This is a genomic window from Pseudomonas sp. MPC6 (genome assembly GCF_006094435.1).
GTDB lineage: Bacteria > Pseudomonadota > Gammaproteobacteria > Pseudomonadales > Pseudomonadaceae > Aquipseudomonas.
On the sequence record NZ_CP034783.1, the window covers coordinates 5,394,211 to 5,409,956 of the forward strand.

The following is a 15,746-nucleotide window of genomic DNA, read 5'->3' on the forward strand; positions in this document are numbered from 1 at the left end:
GAAGGGCCCCGCAGGGCCCTCAATTTGTACTCAAACGATTTACTGAGCCAGCCAGCTCTCGACCTTGTCAGAGCCGTACTGAGCCTTCCATTCTTTCAACACCTTGTGGTTGCCGCCCTTAGTCTCGACGACTTCGCCCGAGTGAGGATTCTTGTAAACCTTTACCGCCCGAGCCTTACGGGAGCCCTTGGTTTCAACAGATGCTGCGCCACGGCGGTTTGAAGAATGCGGATCGAGAATCGCGACAATGTTGCGCAAGCTGTAACCATACTCACCTAGCAGGTCACGAAGTTTCGTTTCGAATTCAATCTCACGCTTCAGACCATCATCGTTTTTCAGTGTTTCAAGCTCTGCCAATTGGGCAGCAAGCTGTTGTTCAAGCGCGCGGAATTCAGCGAGACGGGACATGTAACACCTCAGATATTTAGTGTTGCCAGTATAGTCAGCACTATCCAAAGTAGACAATCGAAGGTGCCCTCCGACGCCTAACGCTGACGCTCACGCCTTGCAGACATGTGAGCATCCAAGTGCTTCATTTCAGCCTGCCATTGAGTCAGAAATTTGTCCCAGTCATGGGCGTACGGGCCATCGACCAAGCGCGTCGAGCCGATGCTCGCTTGTAGAAAACGCTCACGCCACGGCTGTGGAATACTGGCCTCGTCAACGATGTTGATACCGGAACTGTGGCGCTCAATCAGGACTGCTTTGCGGACAGCATCAATATCGAGGTGTGGATGACTCTGGTTTAAGTCGACGCGCTCTTGGTCTTCAATGTCGTCAAGCACATTCAAAATAGCGACAGCTTGTGGATCGCCCGGCACCAGTTGCGAAAGTGTCCAGAGGGCTTTGCGCCTAACAGACTCACGCGTACGAAGATCATCAGCCATGTTCAGTGCCTCGATTGGAACCGGCAGTCAGTCGACGATAAAGGTCGGCTAAGAGGCGAGCATCCAGCAGCGCGTGATGTGGAAGTTCCTGGAGCGTCACGTTGCCCATATCATCCGCTTCGAGATGTCTGAATAGCAGGATCAGGTTGGTTGGACGATTGGCAACGTTAGCTGGCCAACGATGATTTACGTAGACCAATTGGCAGAAGAGATCCCAGTCCCAATCCGGAGCGTCCGAGCAAATCTCGAGCGGGCCTTCAAGGTTGCTTAGGAAAGCGAGCAGGGATACTTGAGCCTCGGTCAAGGGCTGCCCACATGCAGGCATGTCGAGCTGAGGCAGCACGTTCTGGATCACGAAATCGCTGCAGTCTGCCACTAGGTAGGTGTCTGTGAGTTCAACGTAGTATTCGTGGCCGGCTTCGGACACCAGCGCCAGCGAGATCAGCTTCGTATCTCGGTTGAGCTGGGTGAACTCACAGTCCAGAAATAGCTTCATTCTCTCCTCCGTTGCCTTTACCCTTATTCACTTAGTTTAGAGATCGACATCGTCAAAGATATTTCGCTCTCCACCTGTTACAGAGGGGCGAATGAAATCGCTGCGTCCGACTGCAGGTTCTTCGCCCCGCTCCTGCGACACCTCACTCACCCAATCGTCAACTCTAAGCCGCTGGGTATCAACCACATCCTCGATACCAGGCCATTCCGGAAAGGCCGCGTAAATACCCTCTAGCTCATAAATAAAATCAGAAAAGTGGTTATCAGGATCGTTTTCGTAGCAATACGATTCCTGCAGGGACTTGCGAATTCTGTCCAGGTCAGGCAGCACATGTTTCTGTACATCGCTGTAGAAGTCTTCACGCTCGTGGCTAGTGAAGAACTCATGCATCTCGTTATCGTAGATGTGCCCGAGCTCATCATGATCAAAGACAAAGTCCCGAATCTTGGTGGAAATCGCTTCTCTCGCTGACTCAGGTAAAAGCCCTTGCCGTAGCAGACGGAGAGCTAGATCAGACGACCTCGTGAACAGGTTTATCGCGAAGTCACGAACCAAGCTGGAGTGCAGCTTTCCATCAGTTTTCGAGTAGATGTCCAAGAACACGTCATTTGTCCTGCGCTGCAGAAAAGAATACAGCCTTCCCCGCCTCGTGCGCTCCATGTCGCCCTCGCATGCAACGTATTCACAGCACCGGTTCGCGATTTCTGCGAACATGCTTGAAGGCAAAATCGTAGCGTTTTGAACCCCTGCGTTGCCGCATGTCACCAGTTCCATCAACCGCTCAATCGGTGTTCCATCCACAAAGATCTGCAGATGTTCAGGACTCTGGGCGAGTATCAACGCAAACGCATCCCCAATCGTAGGGTGCTTATATCGCCAGAAACGTCCATCAGCCGTATCTGCCATCTGAAGAAAACTACCCCGGAGGCTCTCAAGGGCTCGGATACACCCGGCCTGGCTACCGCCCAGCCTCTCAATTGTCTGCATCTCGCCACTAGACAGACTCACCGGGCTTTCGATTGCTCCATGCTTCATGTAGAGAAGAGCAAGTGCGGCCTGGCTCTCGTCATCCATTCCCTGCATCGTCTCGACGAGCCATCGCTCCTGCTTCGCAACAAATTCGTCAATATTTTTCTGGTCAATCTTTAGCGCTTTGGTGAATTCAACGCTCCCCAAGCGCCGAGCAGTCTCGGGAGCGAACCGACTGTGAGCTGCCACTGCAGGAAGAAACTCCTTCAAGACCGTCCGAACCCGCTGTGGTTGGTTTCCAAGCTTCACATGGTTGTAGAGGATTTCTGACCTTTCCTGGGAGGTCAGCTCTTTCACGTCGATGACAACCTGGCTCTCTTCCATTAGAGGAAATGCTGTTTTCTTGAGATCACGTCGTGCGCTGTTGTAAATGTAGTCACGGCTGGTCAGAACTATCCGATGCCCACCTCGGATCATGGTCGTGAGAGCGGGAAGAATCCGATTCCACTCCATCACCAAGTCTGCTTCGTACTGCATGGCCCCGAAGGCGTCATCAACCCATACGAACTGCGATGCTTCTTCAGTATTCCAGTGATCTCTTATCTGCTCAGGCCTCTCCAGCTTCAATACTAGGCTCCCCCATTTATCCATCGCACACATGGCCATGAGTGAGGCAATCGTTGTCTTACCTGCTGCGGGCTCTCCAACCAAAAGAACAAAGCCATGCTGCTGAAGGGCTTGAAGCGCTTTGCGATAGGTGCCCGTCACCACGAGCTTTGAAAGGTCGGGAAGCTCCGTCAGCAACGCCTTCGTCTGCTTGTACCGTCTTTCATCCAAGATCTGGCTAAGGTCGCCAAGACCATAGAGTCGGGGCACGTTCATGCGCAGATCACTATTCAGCTGGATCCTCTCGCAGATCCAGGTAGAACCCAGCAAAAGCACGTGCTTGGCCCCAGCATCCTCAAACGCCAACCGTATTTTGAGATTGCTATCCCCTGTCCAGCTTGCGTTTGTCATCAGGACATAGACATCACACTTTCCTTTGGCGACGAGTCTGCGCACCTTTTCAAGCTCACCAGTCACATCAGATAGAGTGAAATTGTGATCACGGCGCGATGTGAACTTGCACTGGATGACAAATTCGCCTGCATACACTTCGTTTGGCTGAGGAGACCACGTTCCCTTGAACCCACCATCACGGCCTCCGTCATTTCCTTCAAGGAACGTCTCGACTGTTTGGCCCAAAGCTGTTGAGGCTACCGCCATGCACAGTTGCTGAAAACTATGCCAACCTAAGAGATGAAGGTCGTATTTTGGGGGCGTCATGGGCATTCGATCCTTGCAGCAAAATCTAGAGGTAGGACAGAAGCCATCATAGCGGAACTGCAATAATGCCGGGCTGTGGTAGCAGAAGCCGCACTTACTCACCTACGGGCGAGATTGAATTGGAGGATATTTGGTTTAGGAGAGACAGGTCAGGCTGATTCGCCATGGAGAAAGCGCTACCAACACCGGCGAAGCCAGCCTGGATCACGCGACAATTCCTCTTACGCCGAAAGGGGGTTGCGCAAGCGTACTTGGTGGCCTGCTCCTTTCGCAGTGCTCCCGACCTGATCGTTGCGTCTCCCTTCTCTCGAGCTGCGTCAACAGCTATGGCTACAGTAGCGAAGTTCATCGCAGTCATTGGCAGCGGTGCTGTTGTGCAAAAATCAGGGAATGACGATGAGTGAGACGGCCCACAAGCTTGAGATGCCGGCGACGACAGTGCGGCGATATTGGCTGAAATCGTGACTACCGCTTGGCTTGGGTATTCGAGGTGAGGTAATTTTACGCGCACACTTGCGGGGCCACTATCGAGAACCAAGCCTTCGATCCGTAAACCAACCACACCGACTAGCATTGAGGGCATAAAAGCTGCCACAGCATTTGCCGTTCAGCGATGCTGATGACTGAAGCCTCACCATCGCTGCGCTCCATTCGGCATGGCATTCTCGACGTTGAAATCTACAACCATCCCCGTCAGGCATTCCATTGCAGCCTCTAGATCTTGGAGGCTCGAACAGGGTGATTTTATCTCACATGCCGGCAGGGATTGTGGCGAGGATATCGAGATCACTGCCGTCCACATCTGCTCCTCTTGCGGTCGATCCAAAGATGGCGGGGGACACAAATCCATAAGAGCAATGAGTTGCTTGATCTCATCTGCTACCTTGGGTTGCCTCAGACGGTGTCATTGAATAGGCCTTTTTTCGTCCTTGAGACATCAGACCAACCTTAGCCTTATGGATGTTAGGATCTGGTTTGCCGCCCGGCACAAGACGCTTGGCCAGCAAAAGACTTCAGGTGCAAAGATGCCGCGATCCCTGTTGTAGCAACGCTGCAGACTGAACTGTGCTTCAGCGACTAAGCTAGCCGAAGTATTCATTTCGAAGAGGTTAGCATGTATGCCACCTTCTCAATTAATTGCCGGTTAAACACAAGAGGCCCAATACATGAGTGAACTGATTCACTTTGAGTATGCACCGCCCCGTTCGTGGGAGCAATTCGAAGAGCTTTGCGCAGATCTTTTTGAGGCAGCGTGGAGCGATCCTACTTTAGTACGAAATGGTCGATCCGGACAACGCCAACATGGCGTTGACATTATCGCCTCACGGGGGGCAATTTACCCCGTCGGCATCCAGTGCAAGAAGAAATCCACATGGCCATTGAAAGAGATAAAATTTCACGACATAGAAAAAGAAGTCAATGAGGCAGATAAATTCTCGCCCTCACTAAAAGAATTTTACGTGTTAACCACAGCGACAAACGACGCAAAGCTATTAGCGCAAGTTAGAAAATTTAACACCGCTCGCACCAAGGATAAAAAATTTACTGTAGAAATAATTTTCTGGCCTGAGATAGTCCGTAAAATTGCATCTCACTCCTCAGTGGCGAAGAAACACTTCCCTATTGCAGGAAGTGAGGGAACTTTCTCTCCATTGCTTGCAAGCTGGCACCCAAAGTCCGGAAAGATTGATATCGACCACAAAGAGTGGGTGATAGAAACATCCGAGCTGGGTGAGAACTTTTACGACCACCCAAATGGCCACATCATCATTAGACAACAAGAAACAGAAAAGATGATCTCTGACCTCCAGGCTTACAATAGAAACTCTACCGACTTACAAGGTCGACGAAAAATCCTGAGTCTTAGAAGAGGTCTCCGATACGCCCGAAATAGAGAAAACGATCTTCAGAACTGCATTAGAGCCTTATATCTAAACAAGACCTTCGCTGAATACTTACGCGACATAAGTGATTCAGGAGTCGAAACAGCAGACATCCTTAGATCTTTGATTGAAGTTTCCCTAGAACCACCGAACGGGGAACTTTATTGTGCCAAGGTCAGACTTACTCCTCCGGAAAAATTTCAACCCGGAAATATTTTTCGCCCAGACAGTTCAGTTTTTGAAAGCTTTAAGATCCACGTTACCTCCGAGCATGTTTCAGAACTACACAAGACTGAACGCGAGTTCCTAAAGCGCTACAAAAACGAAATGCCGAACCTAGTCTCCGAACTACCAAGCATCATTAGAGACAAGAACGCTATCCCTCAAATTATTCGCAGAGCCTGGCGCACCATTAACGAAGAGAACCTCCAATTTGACGATCTTGTAAGATGTGGATATCTTGACCCTTGGCAATGGAAATTCCGGCTCTATTAATCACCCAGCATCACAGGGTTCATGAACTACTCATGCCCCTAACCACGCCCCAGTTAAAGCCAAGCTTCTAGCGCAAGTTGTCAAAATTCAGCCTACCCGCATTAATAATATTATTTTCCGGATGCACTGTCTTGACCAACGCAAAGCCTAAGTAAGTCGGGTTTCCGGAAATGACCTCTGTAGAGCACAAAATAGAAGCAACCGCATGTATGTGCGAGCCCGATGTTACGACATCATCAAGAATGAAAACATAGTCTATATCCTCCTCAATCTCCGAGTCTGGCACTAAGCCAAAAGTAGGAAATTGATCTTTCATGCTTCGAGGGCCTGGCGTGTCGTGAGATGGATGTTTAGGGAGTATTCTTCGAAGCACATCATAGGAGCTCATTTCGATATCTGCGACTTCGTTCGTAACCCATGCGCTCCACCCCCCAGAGATTAACTCGATAGGTGAACTGAGATTACATTCATGTGGAACGGACGGCGGAACAGTAACAATCAGAACCTTCCTCTCATGACTACTCCCTTGCCTATGCTAAAAGCGGGGCGCCTGCCACTGATGATGGCAAATACAACTGCTTTTGCGGCAAGGGAAGCATGAAAGGTAGGCAAGCTACCGAAGCGTGCGCGAAATGCAATAACTCAAGGCAAGAGTCTGAATGAGCGCGCTCGTTCAGCTGGTACTGCCGTAACCTGATGTTAACTAGAACGGGATCACCTACCCGTCCCCCCCCTTAGGCAGCGGTCGTGTGCTCGCCCGGGAAAACTGTAAAAATTGTGTCGACAAGCATCCATAGTGTCGTCGACCTATGAAAAGCCTGCATTGAAATCGATTAAAGATTGCATACAAGGAGCGAGGCACTATTTCATTGACTGAACAAGAAGCTTTGAGTGTCAGCTACTCTCCTAATCTGATCCGTTCACTCCCCCACCCCGCACATGCCGAGTGCTGACCTTGCGGTGCCCTCTGATTGTAAGCCCTATATCGCCACGCCTAGATCACTCTCGACGACTATTCTGAGGCAGCTTTACGCAGGTGATCGCTATTGAAGCGAGCCACATTCTTGCTTGAAGGCTGTCGTTCCGTAACGATAGGCCAGCATCGCCTCAGTGCGCTTTCAGAAACGGATCTACAGACCAACGTTGATAGCGGGTGTGACGGAGAGCATGAGAACGTCGCATCCGAAAGAAAAAAGGAAGCCTAAATTTCCCTTCATCATCTTCAAAACGGCAATGAAAATGATGGTATTCCGCCTATGACTCCTCAGTCACCTTGACCGACAAGTGTCACCCTTAGCAAGACCACACTTGACCTTACCTAAAAAAATGAGTTGTTATGATGTGGACTTAGATCCCAACACGCCAGGTGTGAATGTGGACGCATCTACTGAACAAGCCATAGCAGAACTCCAGGAGATCGCTGATCGTCTGTTGGAAAACTGTGGGCCAGTAGATGATCAGACCCCCGATTTTTTTGGTGAGGGGGGTACAGGATTTTCTGGCTTCTTAGACCATGTCCGCGCGTCACTAGCCAAGGCTCAAGAATACGCACGACGCTTCAAGGATAACTTTGAAGCCTACAGAGAGCATTTCAAGCTAGTCCGCCGTGCTCAATTTCTTCTTTCCAAGCTAGCCGGCATTGACGTACATGCCCTAGTAGCCCGCATCCGTTTGTGTTTCTCTCACCAGGCTTGCATCCGAGCTCCTCTGTTCGAATATGGGCCAGAGCTTTCAGGCTACCGCCACCGCTTCCGCTAATCCTTCCTCTTAGAAATAACGCACCAGTGACCAGGTAGGGTCAACCTACCTACTATTTCTATGGCCGGCATCCAGCTGGCTCGGATATTCGTGCCCCGCGAAATCGAAAAAGGCACGAGCTGAAGGAAGCGACACAAAATGACTGAACGAATCAAAACTCTGGACGAGGTTTCCAGCGATATTGCCGCCACGATCCAGGCTAGGGGTGGCTTATACGACGAAGCCGTCATCACCGACGAGTTCTACAAACATCTGTTCCAAAACGCTGTTGCCCACTTTGCACACCTCACGAGGCTGGCAATGGAGCGTTACTACTACGAAACGGGCAGAACGTTGAAATTCGGGATCGTAAATACCGCAGCAATTGGCGGCTTCGCTTGCGTGAGTGAGGAGGATATCGATTTCATCGGTATCCATTTCGGAACCATCTCACTGGTATCCGCAATCTTCACCCGGATGCTTAGCAACCCGAATATCCTACCTGGCGTAGGCGACACCAGTTTGGAAGCCAATGCTGGCTACACACACTTCATCCCAGCCAAGGAAGACCTGGCACTCTTCTCGCCGTGCAGGCCAGCATGCCGGGTAAGAAGCGCTTTTTCTAAGCATCTCACACTGACTGGACTGGACTTCATCTTCGGTCATGAGATCACTCACATCACGAATGGCCACCTTGGCGTGATCAATCAGACGAGGCATCCAGATCAGGAGAAACGGCGCCCCGCGCTGTCACCTCTCGAAAACCAAGCTATCGAACTGGATGCGGATATCGGCGCAACCCAGTGGACGTTGATGTATACCGAACTCGTCAGCAACTCGCGCTCAAAGCTCCCAGTCGAGGGTTTTGACCCACTGAGCATTTCGTGGCGCGAGTTTTATGCCACAGAGCTTAAAACGGTCGGGTTTTGCTTCATGGCGAGCTACCTCTCTCTGAGGATGCTAAGCCCCGATTACTGGAGTCCAACTAATCAGGAGCAAATCTTGCCGCCCCTGCCACCTTACAGGATGGGGTCGCTTATGCACGTATATGCCAACGTCCTTGTAGAGTTTCATGACATGTCATTTGAAGAGGCGCAGAAGTACGTCTATGCGTTCTGCATCGGGTCTGAGGGGGCCTTGGCCAACCTTCTAGCCGAGTCTGGCCAAGGTGAATCGAACCTGAGCGCAATCAATAGCTTCTTCAACGAGGTGGGCCCCTACAACGATAAGGTCACTAAGGCCTACGACATGCTGGCAAAAGAGCTCAGTGAGTTCGCAATGGAAGAAACCACCAAGGTGACCCATCCCAGGCCCAGGACTTGCGACTACGTAGTCCTGAAAGGGCTCAAGCATGGCGCCGAGTTCATCGGCATTCTTGAGGCGAAACACTCCGAGACCTCCCCGAAAAGACTCGACCTGCAGTGCTTTTTCAGGGAGCGTGGACTGCCCACGGGGCTACCTTTCCCCCTCACTTTCGTCGCTGAATTCGAAGGCGACATGATCGAAGAAGCCTTGAAGGCTGATGGCAAGAACCATGTTGCCATCATTGAGGAGGTCACCGACCTCGAAACAGTCGCGCTTTCGTCCATCACGGACAAGACTGATCTCCTGCACTTCGCGCTGCAGAACAGCGAATGCTTCAAGCTCAAAGAAGATCTGATCACGCTCCTAAAGGCGTAACCCCTCACCGCAAGGTAGGCCACCCAGAACCAGCCGGTGGTGGCTTACCTTTCTATGCTTAGGATTCCAAGCCCTAGTTTCTGTGTTTTTCTGCCGATGGCTCTATCGACGAGCCACTTGGCATCGAAATCCACATAACCTTCAAATGCCGCCTGCCTTGCACTTAGGCCGGCTCATATTGCTCGCAGACCAACTGGGTGTTCGTATAGCGGCCATAGGCAGTATGGTGGTCGACTGTCCACAGACAAAATTTCGGATCACTGAATCGTTTTTTTTACCAATTATTTGGCGACAAATAAATGCCAGAAAAGTAAAAAGAAAAAACCCAAATCAGATACGCAAAAGCAACGAAACGAAACGAAGTGATATCATTCGGCCACACTGACAGATCGCTAACCGCGAAAGGAGTTCATGTGAGTCAAGAAGATGATGAGAAGTACCCCGCCAGCGCGGTGTCGTCCTGGAGCGGCTTCGTGTATCAAGGAAAGATCGCACTTTATCACTCCCTCAAGCTTATTCACGATGGCGATTTAGAATTCGAGCTTCAACTAGATAGTAGCGATGACTTCGCTATTTATAAAGATGGGAAACTGCACACCGCCCATCAAGTCAAAGCGAAGATAAGCAAATATCGTAGTGGTTACACCACGGCACTGGAACAGTCCACTTTAATAGAATACGACAAAATCAAAGGAACGACCCGTTACTTCCACGTATCCGTCCAGCTAAACAATACAGACGATCACAAAGGCGCTAGCGGAGAAACAGTAAAATTCTATCGCTACGGAGACAACTATCATTGCGGCCTGGGTGAAATTGAAGAGCTGACTAAAAAACTAATTAGAAAGCTATGTGAGAAGCAGTCTATTATTGTCAGTGACAACCTTATAAATTTCAACTACTGCTTACTGTCAGAAAAAATCAGCACCAAGGCAATACATAATCACAAATTAAATCAAGTCGACGGAATCTCAGAAGACAGAGCCGCATACGAGGGCCGTATCAAGGCCAGAAACATTTTAGATGACCTGCTGGCCGAAAACCCCTATCAGAATCGGGACTACTATGCGGTTGAGTTGAAGGCCAGACTCCAAACCCATCTAGAAGAACGACTGGATCAGGCGTTACCAACAATGAGTGACGCCACCTATGAAAGAGCTAGGCATCTGTGCGAGCACATTCGCGATACACAAATTAACGAATTGAAAATCTTATGCCAGATGATGAAACCTTCAGAGCGGTTTCAAGACGTTCAGACGAACGATATTAGGCGATACACCAAGCTCATCCAGGCTATTTCGGCGGAGCCCGTATTCAACCATCTCCCACACTACCTCGACGGAGAAAATCGTTTCTACGTACCTACCGCTCTTGACGTAGATGAAAGCGAAGAGTGTGAGTCTGACATGATTCGTGAAATGAAAAACAACGGAGATCTGCTGAGATTACTTTTTGAGTACAACCATCTAATCGCCAGCAAAGCAAAAGCCTCATTCACCTTTAATACAAAATTCACAAACTCAGATGACTTCAACAATAAACAGGCCACTGAAAAACTTGAAAGCAACATCACCAAGTCGCTATGCATTAGCGTAATAACAAAAGACGACGCGGAGGGCCGACTAAATGATAAAGCAACTCATTGATGAAGCACTTGTTGCACATGGCTTTGTGAGTAAGCGTGAACTGGACACCACAAGCTTTTATGTTCGCGAGTCTGGATCTGCCATCAGATTCGCTGTGGTACATACTTTAGACGACCTTCCTGACCCAGCCGAGCTGAATAACCGAATCAATCACCTTGCTCCTGAGGAATTTCTCAGAAACCCGAGCTTCAAGAAGAATTGCGACTTGATTTGCATTCATCGCCTTGACGTTCTGGCCGAGTTCAAGGATCACGAAGAAGAAATCTTCGCAATCGAGGAAGACCCGCATTTTTATAAAAAGTATGTCCTCTACTACAGCATTGCGGAAGAAAGCGCTCTCACTAATTTCACCTACAACAAACTGGTGACTGTGATCGCTGACAAAAAAGAATTTCTTGGCTATAAAGAAAACCCTCTTACCGCAACACAGTACAGCTTCGCAGCGAAGACCTTTATCAAGCTTCCCTTCTTAGAGCTACCTAGCCATCAAGGAAACCTTGTGTCCTTGAGGTTGCAAGCAGCTGAGGCCGTTGCAGAAGCCGGCCTGAACGATACGTATTCGACCATCCAGCAAGTCACAGACAAAAACGCCGACGCATTTATCAAGGAAATGATTCGCAATGAACTGGCAAATATCCAAGATTGAAGTCTCTAGCTTCAAAGCATTCAAGCATATTTACTTGGATCTCGGCGAGTCGTCCCTGCTAACTCTGGACGGCCCTAACGGTTATGGCAAAACAAGCATATTCGACGCCATCGAACTGCTACTAACCGGCCAGATAAATCGAATACAAAACCTATTCTCTACATTATTAACCAAGAACAAAAGAGATTACGCCGACAATCTCTTCTGGAACAACCGCTCCGGCGAGAACGACCTCTGCATTAAAATTGAATTCATTAATGATGATCGCAAACTTGTTTTAGCAAGACATTGCCCAACTGCAATATTCAAAAAACCAGCAAACAATCGCGCAGACAAGTACGAAAACTTTAAGCTTTACGAACTTCCGGAATTCGAATCATCTGACTTCACGAAAATCAATCAGCGTGACAACAACTTCCTTGACGAAGTTTTCGGTAAAAACTTCAGGGAGAACTTTTCCTTCTTGAACTATCTGGAGCAAGGACAAAACCGACTACTACACACTCGAGTAGACGAACGCAAGGATAAACTAGGAAACCTCTTTAACATCAGCGATATCGAAGCCGAGATCGAGAGCTGCAACACCATATACAACAAGCTCACAAAGCACATCAACGACCCTGAGCGTAAGGCTAAAGTTGAATCACTCACGGAAGAAATAGCCACCCTAAGAGATACATTACACCCAGAGGCTGGGATCGTTGAGTACAAAAAGCTCTCAACGACCGATGTCCAACCAGGGTGGGACAATCAGATCCTGTTCTCAATGTACTCAGCGGTAGACCATGCTGCCTACCAGGAATCCGTTAGCAAGATTATCGCCCTTCTGCCACTCAAAGCCACGATAAGAACCAGAGTTCACAACGAGACCATCGATGCCGACATTGATCGCAACGAAGAGTCTCTGAAAAGTCTGGCTCAGTTTGGTAAAGACCTTGGCAAGCTTGATGGGCTTGAAGCTATCAAGAAGGAGATTGATGAATTAGAGCGTTCAGCAGGCATCATCAAACGCGGTGCCACGGCAATCAAGCTCGAAGAGGCCAGATCACTACCAAACTGGACGGATGAGCGCTTGGAGTGGTTTGAGTTACAAATTGAATCCCGAAACAGCTTACGCGAAAAAAGCAGCGCCAACGCGAACGTAGTAGCCGAATTGGAACGCCTAAAAAGGCAGCTGATTGAGGAACATAAAAAATCTTATCCCGACGATCAGTTGTGCCCTCTCTGTGGCGCTGATTGGGAAGATCACAAATCAATGGTGGATGCCATTGAAGCAAGAACTAAGCAGATTTCTGATACGCTAGGCCAGGACGGTAAGGACTTAGTTAACCTTATCGCTGCTATGGACGCTGTGCTAAAGCTCATCGATACCCATATACAAGACAACCTAAAGCTTCTCACGCCTACATTTGAACCAAAGCTTTATGCAGCATTGACCATCATTAAGCTTCGGCTACCGGCAATAACCCAGCTGCTGGAGAAGCTGCAAGGCGAAAACATACAACTCACTGACTCATTTACGGAATTTGATGACGTAGTAAATGAGCGATTTGAGAAGCTCAAGGAAGTTCTAAGAAATAAAAAACAGGTTGAAACTGATGCCTTAGCGCTACCGGAGGACTGGCGAGAAACCACAAACAGCACCTTCAAAGACTTGCAGGACTTCTACATAATCACGGCTGAAGACCTGAGGAACAAAGAGCAGTACATATCGATTAAGGCCAACGAGGCTCAAAACTCAAGGCTCCAAACCTGTATTACCGATCTTAAGCTTATCGAAAAAGAAACCCTGGCAGCCCAAAAAGCACAAAGTAAAATCGAAAAGCTCCGTAGCACACTGAAGAAGACAGAGCAGAATTATACCGACCAGACAATTTCGGCTATTGAGCTCATATTCCACATTTATAGTGGCCGACTGATCCAAAACTATCAGCGTGGCCTGGGCCTGTTTATCGAAAGCCGCGAAGGTACGCAGTTAAGGTTCCTGACTGCCGAGAAGTCTGAACACGATGCAGTTATGTCCATGAGCTCTGGACAGGTGTCCGCCCTCAGCCTTGCCTTCTTCCTCTCCCTCAACAAGGTCTATGCTCGGGTACCGCTCATCCTCATTGATGACCCTTCACAATCCCTTGATGAAGTGAACGTCGCCTCACTGACCGACCTACTCCGTTGCGAACTCAAGCATTGCCAGCTAATCGTGTCCTCTCACGAAGACGACATCTCCGCCTACATGCGCTACCGCTTCGACAGGGCGGGTATGACCACGAGCTCGCTTAACATGCAGCTCCTGGCGAAAGAGGCCTCGTAAGAGCCACCTGTGGCCACCTGGTAGAGCTAGGTGGCCACAGGTGGCTAGCATCGTGGTCTTCCCTGAGGCCCGGGCTCGAGCAGCCTCAGGGGGAGATCCGCAGTGCTACCTTCCAAGCCCCAAAAGAAACTGATCAACTCGTTCGAACAGGTAGGTGTTCGGATCTGAGCCTTCATCCTTGCTGTTCAGCAAATCGATTATCTCCGGCACCGACAGGGGGATGATCAGCTTCCCATGCTCTCGCATCGCCCCTGCGATCACGGCCCTAGCAGAGTCAGCGCAGTCCTCGTGCGAAATCACAATCGCAACCTTCCTGAGGGCCGATGGGTACAAGTAACGCTCTGTGGTGACGATCTCGTTCTGTGTAATCGATTTGCTGTAATTTTTGAACTCGAAGACCACGTACCTGCTTCCTAAGTCCTCCAGCATCAGACGCCACACCTCGGCTGCTTTTGCCAAGATTCGGCACACCAGATCTCTACGATGCAAGGTGTCTACGGTACGGGACTGCTCATGCCATCCATGGAGGTCATGTTCAAAGAGATACTTAAGCGCATTGATGCACGCGTTTTCGAAATCAGTTGCCATTTCCCGGCCACGGTCGATTGCAGCTAAAGCATCGGCCAGCACCTTTCCTCGCTTCGGCTCCGCAGTTACATCAGCGGCACTGCGTCTCATAAACGTCGGCAAGCCTAGGCTCAGGGTTTCAGCGCTCTTCGGTGTATCAGCTTCGAGAAGCTCCTCTAATTGGGCCAGAATGTCAGGGAACGGAGCCGCCATCTCAAACAGCTTCGTTTCATCCCAAACCTTAACTGTAGGAAACGCTTCTGCGACGCTCATAAAACGTGACCCCATCGGGCACGATATTGCCAGCACGATAGTGGATGCCCCCATCCTAATGCCTCTATCAGCGGTGTGTTCGAGGGCGCGTTTAAAGGTAGAAGACGGAGGTGGAGAGGAACGTCGATAGAATTTGGTTTCAACCATTGTCAACGCATCTTGCCGACCAAAGACAATGTCAGGCTCTAGGCCCAGTACGTCTTCTGGTTCCTCTAGGACGTTATGTTCACCCAAACGTCTTAGGAGATCTGCAAGGAGAGATGTGAAAGCATATGCTGCTCGAATATAGGCTCCGCCACGGTTTTTGCTGTTCATGAACGCTTCCATTGCAAACGCAATCGTTACTGTAGGTTTGGCCGGGATCTTACTGACGCCGTAGCAACGCGTGCAAGGCGAGGAACCCAGGAGAGTTCCGAATGGGAAATTCTCAGGCCGTAGCACAGGCATGATCGAATCATTCCCTAGCTATGGCCCACAAATCAATTGAGCCGGTTCGGTGGCGATAAAGCGAATAATTTAGGCAGGATGGCTTCAGCCAGAGGAGATCCAAATCCTAGGGGCGATGGTGTCCGCGTATTTTCAAGCGCACGCGACAGCCCTTACTACCAGGATTTCCATGCGCCCAAGAAACTCTTACCCAAAATCGTTCAGATCCAAGGTTGTTCAAGAATGCCTGCAACCGGGAGCAACGCTTTCCAGCGTCGCCATGAGCCACGGCATCAATGCCAACGTGATTCGCAAACGGGCGGCGGCGGTCATGAGTTTGATTCAGACGGCGCGCATGAATGGACATGATTCGTATGCGTAAACAACCGCGACCCACCGTTCCACAC

General features: G+C 49.7%; 13 protein-coding genes and 1 pseudogene. 8 read left to right on the plus strand and 6 right to left on the minus strand.

Annotation, left to right across the window (positions count from 1 at the left end):
- Window positions 1-39 precede the first annotated feature (39 nt).
- The 4 genes from ELQ88_RS27000 to ELQ88_RS27015 form a co-directional block, all read right to left on the minus strand.
- Window positions 40-408 carry a histone-like nucleoid-structuring protein, MvaT/MvaU family gene (locus ELQ88_RS27000; protein ID WP_138968820.1) on the minus strand — a complete coding sequence of 123 codons (369 nt, stop codon included), beginning with the start codon at window positions 406-408 and terminating at the stop codon, window positions 40-42.
- Window positions 409-485: 77 nt separating this feature from the next.
- Complete coding sequence (locus tag ELQ88_RS27005) at window positions 486-887, minus strand: hypothetical protein (RefSeq protein WP_138968822.1); 402 nt, start codon at window positions 885-887, stop codon at window positions 486-488.
- Window positions 880-1,383, minus strand: a complete 504-nt coding sequence (locus ELQ88_RS27010; protein WP_138968824.1) for a 3'-5' exoribonuclease — start codon at window positions 1,381-1,383, stop codon at window positions 880-882. The genes ELQ88_RS27005 and ELQ88_RS27010 overlap by 8 nt, the downstream gene beginning before the upstream one ends.
- A gap of 36 nt (window positions 1,384-1,419) precedes the next feature.
- Window positions 1,420-3,678 (minus strand): hypothetical protein, encoded by a 2,259-nt coding sequence (locus ELQ88_RS27015; RefSeq protein ID WP_138968826.1) that lies wholly within the window; start codon window positions 3,676-3,678, stop codon window positions 1,420-1,422.
- A 157-nt stretch (window positions 3,679-3,835) separates the two neighbouring features.
- On the opposite strand from ELQ88_RS27015, the pseudogene ELQ88_RS34835 reads away from it, so the two are divergent.
- Window positions 3,836-4,031, plus strand: a pseudogene (locus ELQ88_RS34835) (phosphoglycerate mutase family protein); the annotation flags it as partial.
- An 813-nt stretch (window positions 4,032-4,844) separates the two neighbouring features.
- Complete coding sequence (locus ELQ88_RS27025) at window positions 4,845-6,056, plus strand: restriction endonuclease (protein WP_138968828.1); 1,212 nt, start codon at window positions 4,845-4,847, stop codon at window positions 6,054-6,056.
- Window positions 6,057-6,123: 67 nt separating this feature from the next.
- On the opposite strand, the gene ELQ88_RS27030 is transcribed toward ELQ88_RS27025, so the two are convergent.
- Complete coding sequence (locus ELQ88_RS27030; protein ID WP_138968829.1) at window positions 6,124-6,372, minus strand: hypothetical protein; 249 nt, start codon at window positions 6,370-6,372, stop codon at window positions 6,124-6,126.
- Window positions 6,373-7,364: 992 nt separating this feature from the next.
- Here ELQ88_RS27030 and ELQ88_RS27035 point away from each other — a divergent pair.
- The 5 genes from ELQ88_RS27035 (at window position 7,365) to ELQ88_RS27055 (ending at window position 14,073) form a co-directional block, all read left to right on the plus strand.
- On the plus strand, window positions 7,365-7,814 hold the full coding sequence (locus ELQ88_RS27035; RefSeq protein WP_138968831.1) for a hypothetical protein: 450 nt from the start codon (window positions 7,365-7,367) through the stop codon (window positions 7,812-7,814).
- A gap of 138 nt (window positions 7,815-7,952) precedes the next feature.
- Entirely contained in the window at window positions 7,953-9,473 is a 1,521-nt protein-coding gene (locus tag ELQ88_RS27040; protein ID WP_138968833.1) for a hypothetical protein, read from the plus strand.
- A gap of 413 nt (window positions 9,474-9,886) precedes the next feature.
- A complete protein-coding gene (locus ELQ88_RS27045) occupies window positions 9,887-11,119 on the plus strand; it encodes an ABC-three component system protein (RefSeq protein ID WP_138968835.1) in 1,233 nt (410 codons plus the stop codon).
- Window positions 11,100-11,765 (plus strand): ABC-three component system middle component 1, encoded by a 666-nt coding sequence (locus tag ELQ88_RS27050; protein WP_138968837.1) that lies wholly within the window; start codon window positions 11,100-11,102, stop codon window positions 11,763-11,765. Before ELQ88_RS27045 ends, ELQ88_RS27050 begins: the two co-directional genes overlap by 20 nt.
- Window positions 11,740-14,073: an AAA family ATPase gene (locus ELQ88_RS27055; RefSeq protein WP_138968839.1), complete on the plus strand. Its 2,334-nt coding sequence runs from the start codon at window positions 11,740-11,742 to the stop codon at window positions 14,071-14,073. Before ELQ88_RS27050 ends, ELQ88_RS27055 begins: the two co-directional genes overlap by 26 nt.
- A gap of 105 nt (window positions 14,074-14,178) precedes the next feature.
- Here ELQ88_RS27055 and ELQ88_RS27060 read toward each other — a convergent pair whose 3' ends face one another.
- Window positions 14,179-15,228: a hypothetical protein gene (locus tag ELQ88_RS27060; protein ID WP_138968841.1), complete on the minus strand. Its 1,050-nt coding sequence runs from the start codon at window positions 15,226-15,228 to the stop codon at window positions 14,179-14,181.
- A 301-nt stretch (window positions 15,229-15,529) separates the two neighbouring features.
- Between ELQ88_RS27060 and ELQ88_RS27065 the strand changes: the two genes are divergently transcribed.
- Window positions 15,530-15,721 carry a transposase gene (locus ELQ88_RS27065; protein WP_161599986.1) on the plus strand — a complete coding sequence of 64 codons (192 nt, stop codon included), beginning with the start codon at window positions 15,530-15,532 and terminating at the stop codon, window positions 15,719-15,721.
- The last annotated feature ends 25 nt before the right edge of the window (window positions 15,722-15,746 follow it).